Raw genomic sequence first — 18,079 nt, forward strand, 5'->3', positions numbered from 1 at the left:
GGAGGAATCATGGCAGAGAACAAGCTTGAAAAGCGCGGTCTGGGCCGTGGATTGTCGGCGTTGATGGCCGATGTGGATCTGATTCCTTCCGAGCGTCCCGCGCCCCGGCAGATCCTTCCGGTCGAACAGCTGACGCCGAACCCGGATCAGCCTCGCCGCAGTTTTGCCCCTGAAGCGTTGCAGGAGCTTGCCGATTCGCTAAAGACTCGCGGCATGCTGCAGCCGTTGATCGTGCGCCCGCATCCGACCGATCGCGGCCTTTACCAGATCGTTGCTGGCGAGCGCCGTTGGCGTGCCGCTCAGATCGCCCAGCTCCATGAGGTGCCGGTCATCGTTCGCGATCTGAACGATACGGAAGTGCTGGAAGTCGCCATTGTCGAGAACATCCAGCGTGCCGACCTGAACGCGATCGAGGAGGCGGCTTCTTATCGCCAGCTCATGGACAGGTTCGGCCACACCCAGGAAAAGCTGGGCGAGGCGCTTAACAAGAGCCGCAGCCATATCGCCAACCTGCTGCGGCTGCTGAACCTGCCGGAGCAGGTGCAGGCCTGGCTCAAGGAAGGCAAGCTGACTGCCGGCCATGCCCGGGCGCTGATTACCGCATCCAATGCCGTCGAGCTTGCGCGCAAGGTGATCGAGAAGAACCTTTCCGTGCGCGAGACTGAAGAACTGGTGCGTCGCCAAGCCGAAGGCCCCAAGGCGCAGAAATCCAGGAGCGCCAGCCAGGAAAAGGATGCCGACACCCGCGCGCTGGAAGGCGATTTGACCGCGCATCTCAAGATGAAGGTGGCGATCAACCATTCCGGGACCGACGGTGGCCAGCTTGTGATCACCTATCGCGACCTTGATCAGCTTGATCGTCTTTGCCAGATCCTTGCCGGCGACTGAACACCACATCTAGTATAGTTCAAGCAAAAAGACACTAGAAAAGCTGGTATCATCGCCACTGGCCACCAAGAAAAAGCCCCGGAGGATCACTCCGGGGCTTTGTGCTGCCGGGTATCTCGCTGTAACCGGCTCAGCTTGCGGGGGTCGAGCTGACGCCGACCTTGGCCGGGCGCAGCAGTCGGTCGTGCAGCATGAAGCCGTTATCCATGACCTGGATGATGCTGCCGGCAACCGTGCCGGGCACGGGGGCCTCGAACATCGCCTCGTGCTGCTGGGGATCGAATTTCTCGCCCGGGGCCGGGGTGATGACCTTGATGCCATGCTTTGCGAAAACGTTGTTCAATTCGCGCAGGGTCAATTCGACGCCCTCGATCAGCGCGGCGGCGGCGCGCTGATCCTCGCTGGCGGCTTCCAGCGCGCGGGTCAGTGCGTCATGCACCGGCAGCAGGTCGCGCGCCAGGCGCGAGCCGCCATATTGCTCGGCATCGCGGCGATCCTTTTCGGCCCTCTTGCGGGCGTTCTCGGCATCGGCCAGCGCGCGCATGAAGCGGTCGCGATATTCGTCCCGTTCGGCGATCAGCGCCTCGACTTCGGGCGAGGGCACCTCATCGGCCGGCGGGTCGATGATTTCCTCATCCAGCGGGCTGCCGTTCGGGTTTTCGTTCGTCATGTCCTCATCATCCTTTCCGGCCAGAGATCAACCGGCCGACAAGCTGCGCAGTATAGTCCACGATCGGCACGATGCGGCCATAGTTCAGCCGCGTCGGACCGATGACGCCGACCGCGCCAACAATCTTTCGGTCGGCATTCATATAGGGCGAAACGACGAGAGAGGAACCGGAAAGTGAAAAAAGCTTGTTCTCGGAACCGATGAAAATGCGCACGCCCTCGCCCTGTTCGGCCAGTTCCAGGAACTCGGCGATGTCGCGCTTGCGTTCCAGATCGTCGAACAAGGTGCGGATCCGGTCGAGATCGGCCAGCTCATGCGCCAGAAGATTGGCGCGGCCGCGCACGATAAGCCGCGGATCGCTGCTTTCCCCCTCCCATTGCGCCAGGCCCGAAGAGACCAGCTGGGCCGCCACACTGTCCAGCTTCTGACGGCTCGCCTCGATCTCATGTGCGACGCTGCGCCGCAGCTCGGCCAGGGTCCGGCCCTCGGCCACGGCGTTCAGAAAGTTCGCCGCCTCGCGCATGGAACTGGCCGTATGACCGGGTGGGGGGGTAAAGACCCGATTTTCGACCCGGCCATCGGCAAAGACCAGCACGACCAGCGACCTGTCGGGGGCCAGGCTGACGAATTCGATATGCCGCACCGGCGCCTCCTGCTTGGGCATCAGCACCAGCGAGGCGCCCCGGGTCAGGGCCGACAGCGCCGTGCTGACCCGGTCCAGCATGACGCCGGTATCGCGATTGTCGTCGCCCAGGGTTTCCTCGATCATCTCGCGGTCGCTGGACGAGACCGGCCCGGCCTCCATCAGCCCGTCCACGAACAGCCGCAGCCCCAATTGCGTCGGCATGCGCCCGGCCGAGATATGCGGGTGATCCAGAAGACCCAGAAGCTCCAGGTCCTGCATCACGTTGCGAATCGTCGCGGCGCTGAGCTTCTCGGACATTTCCCGGGTCAGCGTGCGTGAGCCGACCGGCTCGCCGGTGGCGAGATAGGCTTCGACCACGCGGCGGAAAACCTCGCGTGAGCGGTCGTTGAGATCGGAAAGCAGCGCGGTTTCTAGCATGGGCAATCTGTCAGGACGTTCTCGGGTTGCGGTCTAGGGCTTCGGACCTGTATTTGGACGGCAAAACCCCCGAAAGGAATGAATGATGCGCCCCTCTGGCCGGAATTTAAGTGATATGCGCCCGATTTCAATCGAAACGGGCATCATGCGCCATGCCGAGGGCTCTTGCCTGATCTCTTGCGGCGACACCCGCGTGCTGTGTTCGGCCAGCATCGAGGAGAAGGCGCCGCCCTTCCTGAAAGGGTCGGGCCAGGGCTGGGTGACGGCAGAATATGGCATGCTGCCGCGCGCGACCAACACCCGCAACCGGCGCGAGGCGGCGGCCGGCAAGCAATCCGGCCGCACCCAGGAAATCCAGCGCCTGATCGGCCGTGCGCTGCGTGCCGGGGTGGACCGCCGGGCCCTGGGCGAGCGGCAGATCGTCGTCGATTGCGACGTGATCCAGGCCGATGGCGGCACCCGCTGCGCCGCGATCACCGGCGGCTGGGTGGCGCTGCGGCTGGCGATGAACAAGCTGCTCAAGGCCGGCATCGTCACCGCCGATCCGATCATGGACCATGTCGCTGCCGTGTCCTGCGGCATCTATGCCGGGCAGCCGATCCTGGACCTGGACTATGCCGAGGACAGCGAGGCCGGCACCGACGGCAATTTCATCATGACCGGGGCAGGGCGGCTGATCGAGGTGCAGATGTCGGCCGAGGGTGCCACCTTCTCGCGTCCCGAGATGAACCAGTTGCTCGATCTGGCCGAAGCCGGCATCGCCGAACTGGTCCGCGCCCAGAACGAGGCCGTGGCATGCGCAGGCTGACCGAAAGAAAGCTGCTGGTCGCCACGCATAACAAGGGCAAGCTGGACGAGATCCGCGCCATGATGGCCCCGCATGGCATCGAGGTGACCTCGGCCGGCGAGATGGGCCTGCCCGAACCGGCCGAGACCGAGTCGAGCTTCATCGGCAATGCCCGCATCAAGGCTCGCGCCGCCATGCAGGCGACCGGCTTGCCGGTGCTGGCCGATGACAGCGGCATCACGGTGGACGGGCTGGACGGTGCGCCCGGCGTTTATACCGCGGACTGGGCAGAGACGCCGAATGGCCGTGACTTCATGCAGGCCATGACCCGCACCTGGACCGAACTGGACGAGCGCGGCGCCCCCGAGCCTCGCACCGCCCAGTTCCGTGCCACGCTGATCCTGCTCTGGCCCGATGGGCATGAGGAGATCTTCGAGGGCGTGGCACCCGGTCGCCTGGTCTGGCCGCCGCGCGGTGCGCATGGCCATGGCTACGACCCGATCTTCGTGCCCGACGGCCACGATGTGACCTATGCCGAGATGCCGTCCGAGCAGAAGAACGCCATCAGCCACCGCGCCCGCGCCTTTCGCAAGCTGGAGACGCTCTTTGCGTAGGATCTCGACCGGCTCGCCCTTCGAATCCGCGCTTGGCTACAGCCGGGCCGTGGTGAAGGGGCCGTGGTGCTTCGTCTCGGGCACGACGGGTTATGACTATGCGGCCATGGCCATGCCCGACAGCGCCGCCGAACAGGCGCGCAACGCCCTTGCCACCATCTTCGCCACGCTGGCCGAGGCGGGTTTCGCGGCATCGGATATCGTGCGGGTGCAATACACCATCACCGACCCGGCCTTGGTCGATGAAATCGCCCCGGTGCTGGGCGAGGCGATGAAGGATGCGTTACCGGCCGCGACCATGGTTGTCGCCGGGCTCATCCGACCCGAAATGAAGGTCGAGATCGAAGTGACCGCCTATCGGGAATGAACCAGCCCATGCCAGCCCCAGCCGCCAGCACCGCGCCCCTTGCCGAGGATTGGCGGGCGGGCGGATTCGGGCTTTACGTCCATTGGCCGTTCTGCGCCGCGAAATGCCCCTATTGCGATTTCAACAGCCATGTCGCGGCGGCGATCGAGCAGGGCCGCTGGCTGGCCGCCTATCGCGCCGAGATCGCGCGGCTGGGGCGCGAAACGCCGGGCCGGGTGCTGAACAGCATCTTTTTCGGCGGCGGCACGCCCAGCCTGATGGCACCCGAGACGGTCGCCGGTGTGATCGAGGCGGCACGCGCCGCATGGCCCTTTGCCAATGACATCGAGATCACGCTGGAGGCCAACCCGACCAGCGTCGAGACCGGCCGCTTTCGCGCCTATGCGGATGCGGGCGTCAACCGCGTCTCGATGGGCGTGCAGGCGCTGAACGACGACGACCTGCGCCGGCTGGGCCGGATGCATTCGGCGGGCGAGGCCCGTGCGGCCTTCGACATCGCCCGGGATTGTTTCACGCGGGTCAGCTTCGACCTGATCTATGCGCGCCAGGACCAGGATCGCGCCCATTGGCGGCGCGAGCTGGGCGAGGCGCTCGGCATGGCCGTCGATCACCTCTCGGCCTATCAGCTGACCATCGAGCCCGGCACAGCCTTTGGCGCCCGGCACGCGAAAGGCGGGCTCAAGGGCCTGCCCGACGACGATCTGTCCGCGGACATGTATCTGGACACGCAAGAGATCTGCGCGGCGGCCGGGATGCCGACCTATGAAATCTCGAACCACGCCCGGCCCGGTGCCGAAAGCCGGCACAACCTGATCTACTGGCGGCAGGGGGATTGGGCCGCCGTGGGTCCGGGCGCGCATGGCCGGCTGACGCTGCCCTCGGGCCGCTGGGCGACCGAGGCGCATCTTGCACCGGGCGCGTGGCTGGAGGCGGTCGAGGCGCGCGGCAACGGCGACAGCCAGCGCGAGATGCTGGGCCTTTCCGACAGGGCGCTGGAATACCTGCTGATGTCCATGCGGCTGGTCGAGGGGCTGGATGTCCCGCGCTATCTGGCGCATGGCGCCGAATTGCCGCAGGATCGGCTGATGAATCTGGCCGAGCTGGGGCTTATCTCGCTGCGGGGCGACCGTCTGGCGGCGACGGCGGCGGGGCGGCCCGTGCTCAATGCGATCCTGCGCGAACTGGCGGAGTAAGATGCGATATCTCTGGTTCTCCATGGGCTGGCTGACCTTGACGCTGGGCGTGATCGGGGTCTTCGTGCCGGTCCTGCCGACCGTGCCGTTCCTGCTGCTTGCGGTCTGGGCCTTCATGCGCTCGTCTCCCCGGCTGGGCGCACGCATCATGCGCCACCCGCAATTCGGCCCGCCGATCCGCGCCTGGCGCAAGCGCGGCGTCATCGGCCGCGGGGCCAAGATCTGGGCCGTCGCCGGCATGTCGGCCGGCGTCGCATGGGCGGTCTGGCTGGGCCTTGATCCGCGCTTCATCGCTGCGCAGGCATTGGCCTGCACCGCCATCGCCGCCTGGCTGGTGACCCGCCCCGAGATCTGAGCCGGCAGGGATTACAACCTTTTGCCCACTTGTTCCGGCCCTGCCATGGCGCGAACCTCGGCGCATAGGTCTGAGGGGAGGAACGGGACCATGGTGGATACATCGGGGGTGAAGATCCACCCCGCAGTCGACAACGGCATCAAGCCGGCCCAGCCCGGGTTCGCGGGCGGCACGCTGCATTGCAAGTGCAGCACCAACCCGGTCCGGGTCGCGGTCCGGGCGCAGACCGCCCACAACCATGTCTGCGGCTGCACGAAATGCTGGAAGCCCGAGGGCGCGATCTTTTCGCAGGTGGCGGTGGTGGGCCGCGATGCGCTCGAAGTGCTGGAAGGCGCCGAAAAGCTCGAAATCGTCAATGCCGAGGCCCCGATCCAGCGCCATCGCTGCCGGGATTGCGGCGTGCACATGTATGGCCGGATCGAGAACAGGGACCATCCCTTCTACGGGCTGGATTTCGTCCATACCGAGCTTTCCGACGAGGACGGCTGGTCGGCGCCGGAATTTGCGGCCTTCGTCAGCTCGATCATCGAATCGGGGGTCGATCCCAGCCGCATGGAGGCGATCCGCGCCAGATTGCGCGAACTGGGGCTGGAGCCCTATGATGCGCTTTCGCCGCCGCTGATGGATGCGATCGCCACCCATATCGCGAAACGGTCCGGCGCTCTTGCGGCCTGAGCGCCTGACAGGTCACGACGATAAACGGCGGGGGTCGGTTTACCGGCCCCCGAGGCCATGAGAAGCACAACAGGCCCAGGGCCGACATGAAGGAGAAGACAAGATGAGAACCCGTGCCGCCGTGGCCCTTGAGGCTGGCAAACCGCTGGAAGTGATGGAGGTCAACCTGGAAGGCCCGAAGGCCGGCGAGGTGATGGTCGAGATCAAGGCCACCGGCATCTGCCACACCGACGAATTCACCCTGTCGGGCGCCGATCCCGAGGGGCTCTTCCCCTCGATCCTGGGCCATGAGGGCGCGGGCGTCGTGGTCGAGGTCGGCCCGGGCGTTACCTCGGTCAAGCCGGGCGATCATGTCATCCCGCTCTACACGCCCGAGTGCCGGCAATGCGCGTCCTGCCTGTCGGGCAAGACCAACCTTTGCACCGCCATTCGCGCCACCCAGGGTCAGGGCCTGATGCCGGACGGAACCAGCCGGTTCAGCATGCTCGACGGCACGCCGATCTTTCATTACATGGGCTGCTCGACCTTCTCGAACTACACCGTGCTGCCGGAAATCGCGGTGGCCAAGGTGCGCGAGGACGCGCCCTTCGACAAGATCTGCTATATCGGCTGCGGCGTCACTACCGGCATCGGCGCGGTGATCAACACCGCCAAGGTGGAAATCGGCGCCAAGGCGGTGGTCTTCGGCCTGGGCGGCATTGGGCTGAACGTGCTGCAGGGGCTGCGCCTGGCCGGCGCGGACATGATCATCGGCGTCGATCTGAACGACGACAAGAAGCCGATGGCCGAGCATTTCGGCATGACGCATTTCATCAACCCGAAGAATTGCGAGAACGTGGTGCAGGAGATCGTGAACCTGACCAAGACGCCCTTCGACCAGATCGGCGGCGCGGATTACAGCTTCGACTGCACCGGCAACGTCAAGGTGATGCGCGACGCGCTGGAATGCACCCATCGCGGCTGGGGCCAGTCGATCATCATCGGCGTGGCGCCGGCGGGGGCCGAGATCAGCACCCGCCCGTTCCAGCTGGTCACCGGCCGGGTCTGGAAGGGCACGGCCTTCGGCGGTGCCCGCGGCCGCACCGACGTGCCGCAGATCGTCGACTGGTATATGGACGGCAAGATCGAGATCGACCCGATGATCACCCACACCCTGTCGCTGGACGACATCAACAAGGGCTTCGACCTGATGCATGCGGGCGAATCCATCCGCTCGGTCGTCCTTTACTGATCGTCAAGGGCTGCTTAGTTAAAAGGACGGCGGGGGCGGGCGACCGGCCCCGCCGTCAACATGAAAGGACCGATCATGGCAAAGCATTTCCACCTGGACGACGATGACGACGATGACGACGAGCGCCGCCAGGAAGGGTCTAAGGACGAGGGGCTCGGCCTGCCCGAGGGCGACAAGATCGGCAAGCTCTATTTCAAGTCGCGCACGGTGATCGTTGCCGGGCCGATCACCGACAAGCTGGCGCAGCGCACCGTGGCGCATCTGCTGGCCCTGGCCGAGGACAGCGACGAGCCGATCAACATGCTGATCTCGTCGCCCGGCGGCCATGTCGAATCCGGCGACATGATCCATGACGTGATAAAGTTCATCCGCCCGACCGTGCGCACCATCGGCTCGGGCTGGGTCGCCTCGGCCGGCGCGCTGATCTTTGTCGGCGCGGACAAGGAAAACCGCTATTGCCTGCCCAACACCCGCTTCCTGATCCACCAGCCCTCGGGCGGGATCGGCGGCACGTCCACGGACATGATGATCCAGGCCGAGCAGGTGCGGCTGATGCGCGACCGGCTGAACCAGATCTTTGCCGAGGCCACCGGCCAGCCGGTCGAGCGGATCGAAAAGGACACCCAGCGCGACTTCTGGCTGAACACGCAAGAGGCGCTGGACTACGGCCTCCTGGGCAAGGTCATCCGCTCGGTGGACGAGCTGAAATGAGCGCGGGCGGGACAGGCATCCTGATCCGTCCCGCCACGCCCGACGACCATCAGGCGATCTGGGCGATCCTGGAGCCCGTCTATCGGGCGGGCGAGACCTATTGCATCCCGCCCGACATCTCGCGGGACGAGGCGCTGGCCGACTGGTTCGCCGCGCCTTTCACGGTTTTCGTGGCCGAGCTGGACGGGCGAGTGCTGGGCACCAGCCATGTCGGCCGCAACCGGCCCGGCCCCGCAAGCCATGTCGCCAATGCCAGCTTTGCCACCCACCCGGATGCGCGTGGCCATGGTATCGCCCGCGAACTGGTCGGCCATGCCAAGGATTGGGCGCGGGCGCAGGGTTTCCGGGCGATGCAGTTCAACTTCGTCGTCTCGACCAATGCCGATGCCGTTCATTCGTGGCAGAAAGCCGGTTTCGATATTGTCGGCCGCCTGCCGGCTGCATTTCTTCATCCCCGGCATGGCTATGTGGATGCGCTGGTCATGTTCCACGACTTGACAGAAGGGAAGAACCCATGACGCTGGCCTATGAAACCGTATCGGAAAACCGCAGCTTCGGCGGTATCCAGGGCGTCTATCGCCACCAGTCCCAGGCGACCGGCACGCCGATGACCTTTGCCATCTACCTGCCGCCCGATGCCCGGCACGGCAAGGTGCCGGTGCTGTGGTATCTTTCGGGCCTGACCTGCACGCATGAAAATGCCATGACCAAGGCCGGCGCACAGGAATGGGCGGCGGAATACGGCATCGCGGTGATCTTTCCCGACACCTCGCCGCGCGGCGAAGGCGTGGCCAACGACGAGACCTACGACCTGGGCCAGGGCGCCGGCTTCTATGTCGATGCGACCGAGGCGCCCTGGGCGCCGCATTTCAGGATGTGGCACTATGTCACCCATGAACTGCCCGAGCTGGTCTTCAACAACTTCCCGCTGGACCGCGAGGCGCAGGGCATCACCGGCCATTCCATGGGCGGGCACGGTGCGCTGACCATCGCCATGACCTTCCCGGAGCGCTATCGCTCGGTCTCGGCCTTTGCGCCGATCGCGCATCCCAGCGAATCCGACTGGGGGCGCAAACAGTTCGCCGCCTATCTGGGCGACGACAAGGCGGCATGGAAAAGGCATGATTCGACCATCCTGATGCGCGAAAAGGGCTATCCCGGCGAGGTGCTGATCGACCAGGGCGCGAGCGACCAGTTCCTCGATCTTCTGAAGCCCGAGGCGCTGGCCCATGCCATGGCCGAACGCCGCCAGCCCGGCACCTTCCGCATGCAGCAGGGCTACGATCACAGCTATTTCTTCGTGCAAAGCTTCATGGCCGACCATATCCGCTGGCACGCGGAGCGGCTGGGCTAGGCGGCCGGGACCGGCCAACGGACACGGGGCAGGGTGGGGGCAGGGCGATTGCCCCATACCTATTGCCGAATTTCCCTAATACTTTGGTCCAAGGAGCCTGCCGGCCGCGTTGACGCAAATGCGGCCGGACCCGAACCTTCCAGCAGTAGGTGCTTGCGCATGAGGAGAGGCGCGACCACCGGCATGCGGAGGAAAATTCATGAAAAACCTAATGAATGGCGCCTGCCTTGCGCTGCTCATGTCCGGCACTGCGGCGCTGGCCAATGACAGCGTGCTGGCCGAGATCGCCAAGCCCCAGCAATGGGCGATCCAGATGGGCGATTACGCGAACACGCGATATTCGACCCTGGACCAGATCAACAAGGACAACGTCAAGGATCTGCGCGTCGCCTGGACCTTCTCGACCGGGGTGCTGCGCGGACACGAAGGCTCGCCGCTGGTGATCGGCGATGTCATGTATGTCCACACCCCCTTTCCGAACCGGGTGTTTGCGCTGGACCTGAACGACAACGGCAAGATCCTGTGGCGCTATGAACCGCAGCAGGATCCGAACGTCATTGCGGTGATGTGCTGCGACACGGTCTATCGCGGCCTTTCCTATGCGGACGGCATGATCCTGCTGGGCCAGGCCGACACCACGGTCGTGGCCCTGGACGCCACGAGCGGCGAGGTGAAATGGTCGACCAAGATCGGCGACCCGGGCATCGGCGAGACGCTGACCGCCACCGTCGTTCCGGTCAAGGACAAGGTCCTGGTCGGCATCTCGGGCGGCGAATACGGCGTGCGCGGCCGGATGACCGCGCTGAACCTCACCGATGGCAGCGAGGCCTGGAAAGCCTGGTCCACCGGCCCGGACGAGGAGTTGCTGGTCGATCCCGAAACGACCACGCATCTGGGCAAGCCCATCGGCGCCGACAGCTCGCTCAACAGCTGGGAAGGCGATCAGTGGCAGATCGGCGGCGGCACGATCTGGGGCTGGTTCTCGTATGACCCGGACCTGAACCTGGTCTATTACGGCACCGGCAACCCCTCGACCTGGAACCCCTCGCAGCGGCCGGGCGACAACAAGTGGTCGATGACGATCATGGCGCGGGATGCCGATACCGGCATGGCCAAGTGGTTCTATCAGATGACGCCCCATGACGAATGGGACTATGACGGCGTCAACGAGATGATCCTGACCAACCAGACCGTCGACGGGCAAGAGCGCAAGCTGCTGACCCATTTCGACCGCAACGGCCTGGCCTATACGATGGATCGCGAGACCGGCGAGTTGCTGGTGGCCGAGAAATACGATCCGGTGGTGAACTGGACCACCGGCGTCGACATGGACCCGAATTCGGAAACCTATGGCCGTCCGGCCGTGGTGGCCGAATACTCGACCGCCCAGAACGGCGAGGACGAGAACACCACCGGCGTCTGCCCTGCGGCACTGGGCACCAAGGACCAGCAGCCGGCGGCCTTCTCGCCCAAGACCAACCTGTTCTATGTGCCGACGAACCACGTCTGCATGGATTACGAGCCGTTCCGGGTGGCCTATACCGCCGGCCAGCCCTATGTCGGCGCCACGCTGTCCATGTATCCCGCGCCGAACAGCCATGGCGGCATGGGCAACTTCATCGCCTGGGACAACACCACGGGCGAGATCAAGTGGTCCGTTCCCGAGCAGTTCTCGGTCTGGTCGGGCGCTTTGGCTACGGCGGGCGACGTGGTCTTCTACGGCACGTTGGAGGGCTATCTGAAGGCCGTCGATGCCCAGACGGGCGAGGAGCTTTACAAGTTCAAGACCCCCTCGGGCATCATCGGCAACGTGATGACCTACGAACATGGCGGCAAGCAGTATGTCGGCATCCTGTCGGGTGTCGGCGGCTGGGCCGGGATCGGCCTTGCCGCGGGCCTGACCAATCCCAACGATGGGCTTGGCGCGGTGGGCGGCTATGCCTCGCTGTCGCAATATACCGAGCTGGGCGGCCAGCTGACCGTGTTCGAACTGCCGGGCTAATACTTTGGTGCCGGAAAGCAAACTGTGACTCGAAACTGGGCGCCCCAGGGGTAACCTTGGGGCGCGCCATCATCTTCGGGTGACAGCCAGGGAGGAAATTCATGACCAGCAAGACGACCGCCAGTCTTTTGGCGATCTGTGTCGCATGCGCGGCCTCTGCCATCGCCGGAACGGCCCTTGCGCAGACCGCCGAAACGCCCCCGGCCCAGGCCGGGGCAGGCGCTGCCGCCGCCGTCTCGGGCGATGCGCAGCAGCAACCGGCCGCGGAAGCGCCCGCCGAAGAGGAGGAGGAGACGCCAGCGGTCGCCGCAACGGACGGCAAGCTTGTGCTGCCGAACGGCCAGGACATCACCCCGGACCATATGGAGAACGGCCGGTGGTATACGGCCGAGGATATCCCGACCTACAAGATCGCCGAGGACGGCGCGGTGGATTGGGCGACCTTCTCGGGCTATCGCCGCTATTCCGCCGAATGCCATGTCTGCCACGGCCCGGATGGCGAGGGTTCGACCTATGCCCCGGCCCTGCGGAAATCGGTGCTGACCATGGGCTATTACGATTTCCTGGAGATCGCCGCCTCGGGCAAGCAAGAGGTCAACACCGCCGCCAATCTGGTCATGCCGGCCTTTGGCACCAACAAGAACGTCTGGTGCTATATCGACGACATCTATGCCTATCTGCTGGCGCGGGGCACGGGAGACTTGCCGCGCGGCCGCCCGGCGAAGAGAGAGGACAAGTCCGATGAATTCGTTGCGCAGGAAGATTCCTGCATGAGCGGATGAGACGCGCCCTTACCCTTGCCGTCCTGGCGACCTGCGCCGTGCTGCCCGCCTTGGCGCAGGTTGCCGACCTGCGCTCCAAGACCGAGTTCCGGGTCTGTGCCGATCCCGCCGCGGTGCCGATGTCGTCCCAGGACGGCAAGGGCTTCGAGAACCGCATCGCCCAGCTTTTCGCCGAAAAGCTGGGCGTGCCGGTCGCCTATACCTGGTTCCCGCAGGGTCCCGGCTTCATCCGCAAGACCCTGCGCGCCGGGCTGTGCGATGTCGTCATCGGCTATGCCCAGGGCGACGAGATGGTGCAGAATACCAATCATTACTACACCTCGGCCTATGGCATCGTGACGCGCAATGACAGCCCGCTGGCCTCGGTCGAGGCGCTGGATGATCCGGCGCTCGGTGGCCATCCTATCGGCGTGGTGGCGGGCACGCCGCCTGCAAGCAACCTGGCGCGGGCGGGGCTGGCCAAGAACATGCGCGGCTGGGACCTGTTCGTGGATCGCCGGGTCGAGGACCCGGTGGGCGACATGCTTGCGCAGGTGAAGTCGGGCGAACTGGCTGCCGCGGTGATCTGGGGTCCGCTGGCCGGACCGCTGGTCAAGCAGGATCCTGAACTGCAATTCACCCCGCTTCTCAAGGAAAGCGGCGGGCCGCGCATGTTCTATCGCATCACCATGGGCGTGCGCTTGGGCGAGCAGGAATGGAAGCGCGAGCTGAACAGCCTGATCCGCCGCCACCAGGACGAGATCGACGCCATCCTGCGCGATGCCGGGGTGCCGCTGCTGGACGATTACGGCAAGGCTTTGAAACAATGAGATGGGCTTGGGCGGCGCTGGCTGTGGTTCTGGCCGGCGCGGCCCAGGCCCAAGTGCCCGAGCCGCCAAGCTTTCATGGCGAGCCCTATCGGTCCGAGACCCCGGCCACCCTGGCCGGCGCGCAGGTGATCGATGCGGCCGAGGCGATGCGGCTGCATGCGCAAGGCGTGCCCTTTATCGACGTTCTGCCCCGCACCGCCCGGCCCGAGGGCTTGCCCGAAGGCACGTTTTGGAACGAACCGCCGCATCTGTCCATTCCCGGCGCGGCCTGGCTTTACGATACCGGATATGACCGGCTGGCCCCGGCGGAACAGGCGCGGCTGGCCGAGGGGCTGGCACGGCTGTCGGGGGGCGACAGGGCTGCGCCCATGGTGATCTTTTGCAAGCGCGACTGCTGGATGAGCTGGAATGCCGCCAAGCGCGCCGTGGCGCTGGGCTATCGCGGCGTGATCTGGTTTCCCGACGGGGTCGAGGGCTGGCAAGAGCAGGGCGGTTCCCTGGAACCTGCCAGCCCTGCCGGCCCATGACTCGTCAAGAGGCCGGCAGGCGGCGGATTGGTCATTCCGCCTTGCCGAACCTTTCGGCCAGCGCGTCGAGACCGGCCTGATAGACTCCGGTTACCGCCTTGATCGCCGCCTCGTCGCTCAGTTCGGGCGGAGGCTCGTTGTTCGGATAGCCGCGATAGAAGCCGCCCTTCCAGTTGACCACGGCCTTGCCGCCCTCATCCTTGACGCAAAGCGTCGCGGCATAATTCGTCACCGGCAGGACCGTCACCTCGACCGCCTCGATCCGATAGGCATAGCAGTGTTTTTCGGGCTGCCATTTCGACAGGACCTCGGTGATGGTCGGGTCGCCTGCGTCGGATTTCAGATGCAACACGCGGGTGGATGTCTCGGGCTGGTCGGCCGAGCCGTCGCCGGTCAGTTCCAGGCTGGCGATCGCCGGATGCCAGCTCATGTCGTCGAATCTGCCGATTGCGGTCCAGACCTCGTCCGGGGTGGCATCCAGCTTTTGCTGCATCTCCAGCTTCAGCCGCGGCGGGCCGTGCGCCTCGGCGGCCGGTGCCAGCGCCAGGGCTGCTCCCATCGTCAGGGCCAACAGTCGGATCATCCGTCACTCCTCCAGAAAGATGATGTTTTTCAATAGGTAGAGATAGCCGCGGCGAAAGCTTTCGTCGGTATTGCCGCGGATATCGACCACGCCGGCGCGGACCGTGTCGCCGCTTTCGGCATCGCGGATATAAAGGTTCAGGGACAGGATCAGGTTCGAGACCTTCTGCACCTCGCCCGAGATCGCGTAATGCGCGCCCATATCGCGCGCGATGCGGCTGTCGCTGCCGTTGGACTGGGTCGGGTTCTTGATCCGCGCCACCTGGTCGGCGGGCGGATCGAGCAGGGTAAAACCGCGGCTGCGCAGGTCCTCGGCGATGACCGTCTCGGCCATCTCGATGCGGCGGGTCTCGTCCTCGCGCACGCCGTTGATCGCGCCCTCGGTCGAGGTGTCGATGAAATGCAGGCCGAACCAGACGGCGCTGTCGGGCGATGGTGCGGAACCGTGAGCCGGCTGGGCCGCCCCGGTGCCCGCTCCGGCCAGGGCGGCGGCACAGACGATCAGGATCAGCCGCAGAAATGCCATGCGCAGACCATGCGCCCGGCCCGCGTGTGCGTCCATAGGACGAAAGTCCCTAGGACTTAGGTATCAGGGGATTTTCCCCGATCAAACCCGGGGCATCTGCCGGGTTGGCGCAGGCGGATTGGCCCGGCATGATACCGATGGGAGGAAGGCCATGAAAGGCAGAATCATCATACTTTTGGCTGGTTTGTCCATGGCAAATCCGGCCCTTGCACAGGATTCCCCGGACGCGCAGACCGTGCGCGCCGCGGTGCTGCGGGTGGACGTGCCCAGCCTGCCGCCGATCTCGCGGCTGGATGCCCCGCCCCAGGATCTGGGCTTTGCGGGCGCGCGGCTCGCCATCGAGGACAACGATACCACCGGCCGCTTCATGGGCCAGGATTTCGAGGCGCTGGAGGTTACCGCCACCCCCGAAACCGCCGCGGCCGAGATGGACAAGCTGCTGGCCGAGGGCATCCCCTTCATCGTCACTTTGGCCGATGATGCCGAAACGCTGGCACTGGCCGACCAGGCCGGAGACCGGGCCCTGGTTCTGAATGCGCGGGCGCGGGGCGACCACCTGCGCGGCAAGGATTGCCGCTTCAACGTGATCCACGCCGCGCCCAGCCATGCGATGCTGGCGGATGCGCTGGCGCAGTTCCTGATGTGGAAGAAATGGCCGAATTGGTTCCTGGTCGCCGGCAGCCATCCCGAGGATGTGGCGCTGGCCGATGCCTATCGCCGCGCTGCGACCAAATTCGGTGCCAGGATCGTCGAGGCCCGCACCTATGAGGATACCGGCGGCAGCCGGCGCAGCGACAGCGGCCATGTGCAGGTCCAGCAACAGATGCCGGTCTTTACCCAGCGCGCGCCGGCCCATGACGTGCTGATCGCGGCGGACGAGAACGGCGTCTTTGCCGACTGGCTGCCCTATGCGACCTGGGATGCGCGCCCCGTCGCGGGCTCGGCCGGGCTGGTGCCGCGCAGCTGGGCGCCCTCGCTGGAAGCCTGGGGGGCGACGCAGTTCCAGAACCGTTTCGAAAAGCTGGCCGGCCGCCCGATCCGCGAGGAGGATTACCAGACCTGGATCGCGCTGCGCATGATCGGCGAGGCGGCGACACGGACGCAAAGCACCGATCCCGCCACGCTCAAGGAATTCATGCTGTCCGAGAATTTCGAGGTCGCGGGCTTCAAGGGCCAGAAGCTGACCTTGCGCGACTGGGACCACCAGCTGCGCCAGCCGATCCTGCTGGCCACGGGTTCCGTCACCGCCTCGGTCAGCCCGCAGGACCAGTATCTGCACCAGAACTCGGCGCTGGACACGCTGGGCTTCGACCGTCCCGAAACCGAATGCAAGTTCTGAGGTGAACGATGAAAGTTTCAACCGCCATCCTGACCTCGGCCCTGTGCCTTGGTTTCGCCCTGCCGGCCGCCGCCAACCGGGTCTTCGTCAGCAATGAAAAGGGCAATGACGTGACCGTGCTGGACAGCGAGACGCTGGAGGTGATCGGCACCTATCCGGTCGGCGCCCGCCCGCGCGGCATCACCATCAGCCCCGACGGGAAAGAGCTTTACGTCTGCGCCTCGGACGACGACCTGGTGCGGGTGTTCAACCCCGAGACGATGGAGGAGATGCATACGCTGCCCTCGGGCCCCGACCCCGAGCTTTTCGTGCTGCACCCTTCGGGCAACCCGCTTTACATCGCGAACGAGGACGACAACCTGGTGACCGTGGTCGACACCCAGACCCATAAGGTCCTGGCCGAGATCCCGGTCGGCGTCGAGCCCGAGGGCATGGGCGTCAGCCCCGACGGCAAGGTGGTGATCAACACCTCGGAAACCACCAACATGGCGCATTTCATCGACAGCGAAAGCTTCGAGATCTTTGCCAATGTCCTGGTGGATTCGCGCCCGCGCTTCGCGCAGTTCAACGATGCGGGAACCAAGCTTTACGTCAGCTCGGAAATCGGCGGCACGGTCAGCGTGATCGATCCGGCGACGCAGGAGATCACCAGGAAGATCAGCTTCGAGATCCCCGGCGTCCTGCCCGAGGCCATCCAGCCGGTCGGCGTGCGCGTGACGAGCGACGGCAGCAAGGTCTTTGTCGCCCTGGGTCCCGCGAACCGCGTGGCCGTGATCAATGGCGAGACGGACGAGGTCGAGGATTACCTGCTGGTCGGCCAGCGCGTCTGGCAGATGGCCTTCACGCCGGACGAGAAATACCTGTTCACCACCAACGGCAATTCCAACGATGTCTCGGTGATCGACGTGGCGGCGCTGACGGTCGTCAAGTCCGTGCCCGTGGGCCAGCAGCCCTGGGGCGTGGTCGTCGCGCCCAACTGACAGTCCAAGAGGGAGAAAGAACCATGACCCGTTTGCTGACCATCCTGCTGCTCATGGCCGGCCTGGCCCTGCCTGCCACGGCGCAGGAAACTACGCCCGAAGCCGGCGCCGAGGCCGGTGCTGCGGCCGATGGCGCCGCCGCCGCAGAACAGGACGACGATGATGACGACAACGGCGAGGCAGCCGGGGCCGCCGAGGGCGTGCACGAGGCCGGGTCCAAGTTCGACTTCGGTTTCTCGGGGATCATGGCGCGCGACAACCGCACCCAGCTTGCGCCGCTGACGCTGGCGTCCGGCAAGCCGGTCGCGACGGCGGAATACAAGCTGAAATCGGGCGGCTTCTATCGCATCGACATCAACGCGGACGGCAGCCAGGAACTGGCGCTGTCGGGCGGCCACTTCTTCCGCGCCATCTGGGTCAACGAAATCGTCATCAACGACATCGAGATCCGGCCGATGGGCGTGCATTCGCTGGAATTCGACGATGCCGGCACCGCGACGATCAGCTTCATCGCCATCGTTCCGGGCCGCTATACGCTGTCGATCCCCGGCTCGCAGGGTGAAACCCAGCAGGCGGTGTTCAACATCCAGTAACAAAGGGGGCGGGGTCTTTGGCTCCGCCCTT

22 protein-coding genes are annotated in these 18,079 nt (G+C 65.4%); 18 read left to right on the forward strand and 4 right to left on the reverse strand.

Going from position 1 to position 18,079, the window contains the following annotated elements; translation table 11 throughout:
* The first annotated feature begins 9 nt into the window (after positions 1–9).
* Positions 10–888, forward strand: coding sequence for a ParB/RepB/Spo0J family partition protein (locus tag BLT64_RS08880; protein WP_011746357.1), 879 nt, complete (start codon positions 10–12; stop codon positions 886–888).
* Between the two features lie 130 nt (positions 889–1,018).
* Here BLT64_RS08880 and BLT64_RS08885 read toward each other — a convergent pair whose 3' ends face one another.
* Both BLT64_RS08885 and hrcA read right to left on the reverse strand, forming a co-directional pair.
* Positions 1,019–1,558, reverse strand: coding sequence for a nucleotide exchange factor GrpE (locus BLT64_RS08885; protein WP_011746358.1), 540 nt, complete (start codon positions 1,556–1,558; stop codon positions 1,019–1,021).
* Positions 1,559–1,565: 7 nt separating this feature from the next.
* A complete protein-coding gene (hrcA, locus tag BLT64_RS08890; RefSeq protein ID WP_011746359.1) occupies positions 1,566–2,621 on the reverse strand; it encodes a heat-inducible transcriptional repressor HrcA in 1,056 nt (351 codons plus the stop codon).
* Between the two features lie 85 nt (positions 2,622–2,706).
* Between hrcA and rph the strand changes: the two genes are divergently transcribed.
* The 14 genes from rph to BLT64_RS08960 all read left to right on the forward strand — a co-directional run bounded on the left by rph (position 2,707) and on the right by BLT64_RS08960 (position 14,028).
* Positions 2,707–3,429 carry a ribonuclease PH gene (rph, locus tag BLT64_RS08895; RefSeq protein WP_041530003.1) on the forward strand — a complete coding sequence of 241 codons (723 nt, stop codon included), beginning with the start codon at positions 2,707–2,709 and terminating at the stop codon, positions 3,427–3,429.
* Entirely contained in the window at positions 3,417–4,022 is a 606-nt protein-coding gene (gene rdgB, locus BLT64_RS08900; protein WP_011746361.1) for an RdgB/HAM1 family non-canonical purine NTP pyrophosphatase, read from the forward strand. The genes rph and rdgB overlap by 13 nt, the downstream gene beginning before the upstream one ends.
* Positions 4,015–4,389, forward strand: a complete 375-nt coding sequence (locus BLT64_RS08905; protein ID WP_011746362.1) for a RidA family protein — start codon at positions 4,015–4,017, stop codon at positions 4,387–4,389. The genes rdgB and BLT64_RS08905 overlap by 8 nt, the downstream gene beginning before the upstream one ends.
* An 8-nt stretch (positions 4,390–4,397) precedes the next feature.
* Positions 4,398–5,582, forward strand: a complete 1,185-nt coding sequence (gene hemW / locus BLT64_RS08910) for a radical SAM family heme chaperone HemW (RefSeq protein WP_011746363.1) — start codon at positions 4,398–4,400, stop codon at positions 5,580–5,582.
* A 1-nt stretch (position 5,583) separates the two neighbouring features.
* A complete protein-coding gene (locus tag BLT64_RS08915) occupies positions 5,584–5,937 on the forward strand; it encodes a YbaN family protein (RefSeq protein ID WP_011746364.1) in 354 nt (117 codons plus the stop codon).
* Between the two features lie 90 nt (positions 5,938–6,027).
* A complete protein-coding gene (gfa, locus tag BLT64_RS08920) occupies positions 6,028–6,612 on the forward strand; it encodes an S-(hydroxymethyl)glutathione synthase (RefSeq protein ID WP_011746365.1) in 585 nt (194 codons plus the stop codon).
* Between the two features lie 103 nt (positions 6,613–6,715).
* Positions 6,716–7,843: an S-(hydroxymethyl)glutathione dehydrogenase/class III alcohol dehydrogenase gene (locus BLT64_RS08925; RefSeq protein ID WP_011746366.1), complete on the forward strand. Its 1,128-nt coding sequence runs from the start codon at positions 6,716–6,718 to the stop codon at positions 7,841–7,843.
* A gap of 75 nt (positions 7,844–7,918) precedes the next feature.
* A complete protein-coding gene (locus BLT64_RS08930) occupies positions 7,919–8,554 on the forward strand; it encodes an ATP-dependent Clp protease proteolytic subunit (protein WP_011746367.1) in 636 nt (211 codons plus the stop codon).
* Positions 8,551–9,072: a GNAT family N-acetyltransferase gene (locus tag BLT64_RS08935; protein ID WP_011746368.1), complete on the forward strand. Its 522-nt coding sequence runs from the start codon at positions 8,551–8,553 to the stop codon at positions 9,070–9,072. Before BLT64_RS08930 ends, BLT64_RS08935 begins: the two co-directional genes overlap by 4 nt.
* A complete protein-coding gene (gene fghA / locus BLT64_RS08940) occupies positions 9,069–9,908 on the forward strand; it encodes an S-formylglutathione hydrolase (protein WP_011746369.1) in 840 nt (279 codons plus the stop codon). Before BLT64_RS08935 ends, fghA begins: the two co-directional genes overlap by 4 nt.
* 199 nt (positions 9,909–10,107) lie before the next feature.
* The gene (locus tag BLT64_RS08945; RefSeq protein ID WP_011746370.1) at positions 10,108–11,910 is read left to right on the forward strand and encodes a methanol/ethanol family PQQ-dependent dehydrogenase; all 1,803 of its coding nucleotides are present in this window, start codon (positions 10,108–10,110) and stop codon (positions 11,908–11,910) included.
* Positions 11,911–12,011: 101 nt separating this feature from the next.
* On the forward strand, positions 12,012–12,692 hold the full coding sequence (locus BLT64_RS08950; protein WP_011746371.1) for a c-type cytochrome, methanol metabolism-related: 681 nt from the start codon (positions 12,012–12,014) through the stop codon (positions 12,690–12,692).
* On the forward strand, positions 12,689–13,501 hold the full coding sequence (locus BLT64_RS08955) for a substrate-binding domain-containing protein (protein WP_011746372.1): 813 nt from the start codon (positions 12,689–12,691) through the stop codon (positions 13,499–13,501). Before BLT64_RS08950 ends, BLT64_RS08955 begins: the two co-directional genes overlap by 4 nt.
* Entirely contained in the window at positions 13,498–14,028 is a 531-nt protein-coding gene (locus BLT64_RS08960; RefSeq protein ID WP_011746373.1) for a PQQ-dependent catabolism-associated CXXCW motif protein, read from the forward strand. Before BLT64_RS08955 ends, BLT64_RS08960 begins: the two co-directional genes overlap by 4 nt.
* Before the next feature lie 31 nt (positions 14,029–14,059).
* Here the strand turns inward: BLT64_RS08960 and BLT64_RS08965 are convergent, their stop codons facing one another.
* Both BLT64_RS08965 and BLT64_RS08970 read right to left on the reverse strand, forming a co-directional pair.
* Positions 14,060–14,611 carry an SRPBCC family protein gene (locus BLT64_RS08965; protein ID WP_011746374.1) on the reverse strand — a complete coding sequence of 184 codons (552 nt, stop codon included), beginning with the start codon at positions 14,609–14,611 and terminating at the stop codon, positions 14,060–14,062.
* 3 nt (positions 14,612–14,614) lie between these two features.
* Complete coding sequence (locus tag BLT64_RS08970; RefSeq protein ID WP_128492963.1) at positions 14,615–15,136, reverse strand: DUF3280 domain-containing protein; 522 nt, start codon at positions 15,134–15,136, stop codon at positions 14,615–14,617.
* A gap of 190 nt (positions 15,137–15,326) precedes the next feature.
* Between BLT64_RS08970 and BLT64_RS08975 the strand changes: the two genes are divergently transcribed.
* The 3 genes from BLT64_RS08975 to BLT64_RS08985 are packed head-to-tail and all read left to right on the forward strand — an operon-like array spanning position 15,327 to position 18,048.
* Complete coding sequence (locus BLT64_RS08975; protein WP_049792275.1) at positions 15,327–16,475, forward strand: ABC transporter substrate-binding protein; 1,149 nt, start codon at positions 15,327–15,329, stop codon at positions 16,473–16,475.
* A gap of 8 nt (positions 16,476–16,483) precedes the next feature.
* Entirely contained in the window at positions 16,484–17,455 is a 972-nt protein-coding gene (locus tag BLT64_RS08980; RefSeq protein ID WP_011746377.1) for a YVTN family beta-propeller repeat protein, read from the forward strand.
* A gap of 23 nt (positions 17,456–17,478) precedes the next feature.
* Positions 17,479–18,048, forward strand: coding sequence for a cupredoxin domain-containing protein (locus BLT64_RS08985; RefSeq protein ID WP_011746378.1), 570 nt, complete (start codon positions 17,479–17,481; stop codon positions 18,046–18,048).
* Positions 18,049–18,079: the final 31 nt, after the last annotated feature.

The organism is Paracoccus denitrificans, assembly GCF_900100045.1.
GTDB lineage: Bacteria > Pseudomonadota > Alphaproteobacteria > Rhodobacterales > Rhodobacteraceae > Paracoccus > Paracoccus denitrificans.

Excerpts from the sequence above, each read along its gene's own strand:
- rph (WP_041530003.1), top strand. The coding sequence starts at position 2,707 with ATGCGCCCCTCTGGCCGGAATTTAAGTGATATGCGCCCGATTTCAATC.
- BLT64_RS08925 (WP_011746366.1), top strand. The coding sequence starts at position 6,716 with ATGAGAACCCGTGCCGCCGTGGCCCTTGAGGCTGGCAAACCGCTGGAA.
- BLT64_RS08945 (WP_011746370.1), top strand. The coding sequence starts at position 10,108 with ATGAAAAACCTAATGAATGGCGCCTGCCTTGCGCTGCTCATGTCCGGC.
- hrcA (WP_011746359.1), bottom strand. The coding sequence starts at position 2,621 with ATGCTAGAAACCGCGCTGCTTTCCGATCTCAACGACCGCTCACGCGAG.
- BLT64_RS08915 (WP_011746364.1), top strand. The coding sequence starts at position 5,584 with ATGCGATATCTCTGGTTCTCCATGGGCTGGCTGACCTTGACGCTGGGC.
- BLT64_RS08975 (WP_049792275.1), top strand. The coding sequence starts at position 15,327 with ATGGCAAATCCGGCCCTTGCACAGGATTCCCCGGACGCGCAGACCGTG.
- BLT64_RS08960 (WP_011746373.1), top strand. The coding sequence starts at position 13,498 with ATGAGATGGGCTTGGGCGGCGCTGGCTGTGGTTCTGGCCGGCGCGGCC.
- BLT64_RS08965 (WP_011746374.1), bottom strand. The coding sequence starts at position 14,611 with ATGATCCGACTGTTGGCCCTGACGATGGGAGCAGCCCTGGCGCTGGCA.
- BLT64_RS08950 (WP_011746371.1), top strand. The coding sequence starts at position 12,012 with ATGACCAGCAAGACGACCGCCAGTCTTTTGGCGATCTGTGTCGCATGC.
- BLT64_RS08980 (WP_011746377.1), top strand. The coding sequence starts at position 16,484 with ATGAAAGTTTCAACCGCCATCCTGACCTCGGCCCTGTGCCTTGGTTTC.
- hemW (WP_011746363.1), top strand. The coding sequence starts at position 4,398 with ATGCCAGCCCCAGCCGCCAGCACCGCGCCCCTTGCCGAGGATTGGCGG.
- BLT64_RS08985 (WP_011746378.1), top strand. The coding sequence starts at position 17,479 with ATGACCCGTTTGCTGACCATCCTGCTGCTCATGGCCGGCCTGGCCCTG.
- rdgB (WP_011746361.1), top strand. The coding sequence starts at position 3,417 with ATGCGCAGGCTGACCGAAAGAAAGCTGCTGGTCGCCACGCATAACAAG.
- BLT64_RS08970 (WP_128492963.1), bottom strand. The coding sequence starts at position 15,136 with ATGGCATTTCTGCGGCTGATCCTGATCGTCTGTGCCGCCGCCCTGGCC.
- BLT64_RS08885 (WP_011746358.1), bottom strand. The coding sequence starts at position 1,558 with ATGACGAACGAAAACCCGAACGGCAGCCCGCTGGATGAGGAAATCATC.
- fghA (WP_011746369.1), top strand. The coding sequence starts at position 9,069 with ATGACGCTGGCCTATGAAACCGTATCGGAAAACCGCAGCTTCGGCGGT.
- BLT64_RS08930 (WP_011746367.1), top strand. The coding sequence starts at position 7,919 with ATGGCAAAGCATTTCCACCTGGACGACGATGACGACGATGACGACGAG.
- gfa (WP_011746365.1), top strand. The coding sequence starts at position 6,028 with ATGGTGGATACATCGGGGGTGAAGATCCACCCCGCAGTCGACAACGGC.
- BLT64_RS08935 (WP_011746368.1), top strand. The coding sequence starts at position 8,551 with ATGAGCGCGGGCGGGACAGGCATCCTGATCCGTCCCGCCACGCCCGAC.
- BLT64_RS08880 (WP_011746357.1), top strand. The coding sequence starts at position 10 with ATGGCAGAGAACAAGCTTGAAAAGCGCGGTCTGGGCCGTGGATTGTCG.
- BLT64_RS08955 (WP_011746372.1), top strand. The coding sequence starts at position 12,689 with ATGAGACGCGCCCTTACCCTTGCCGTCCTGGCGACCTGCGCCGTGCTG.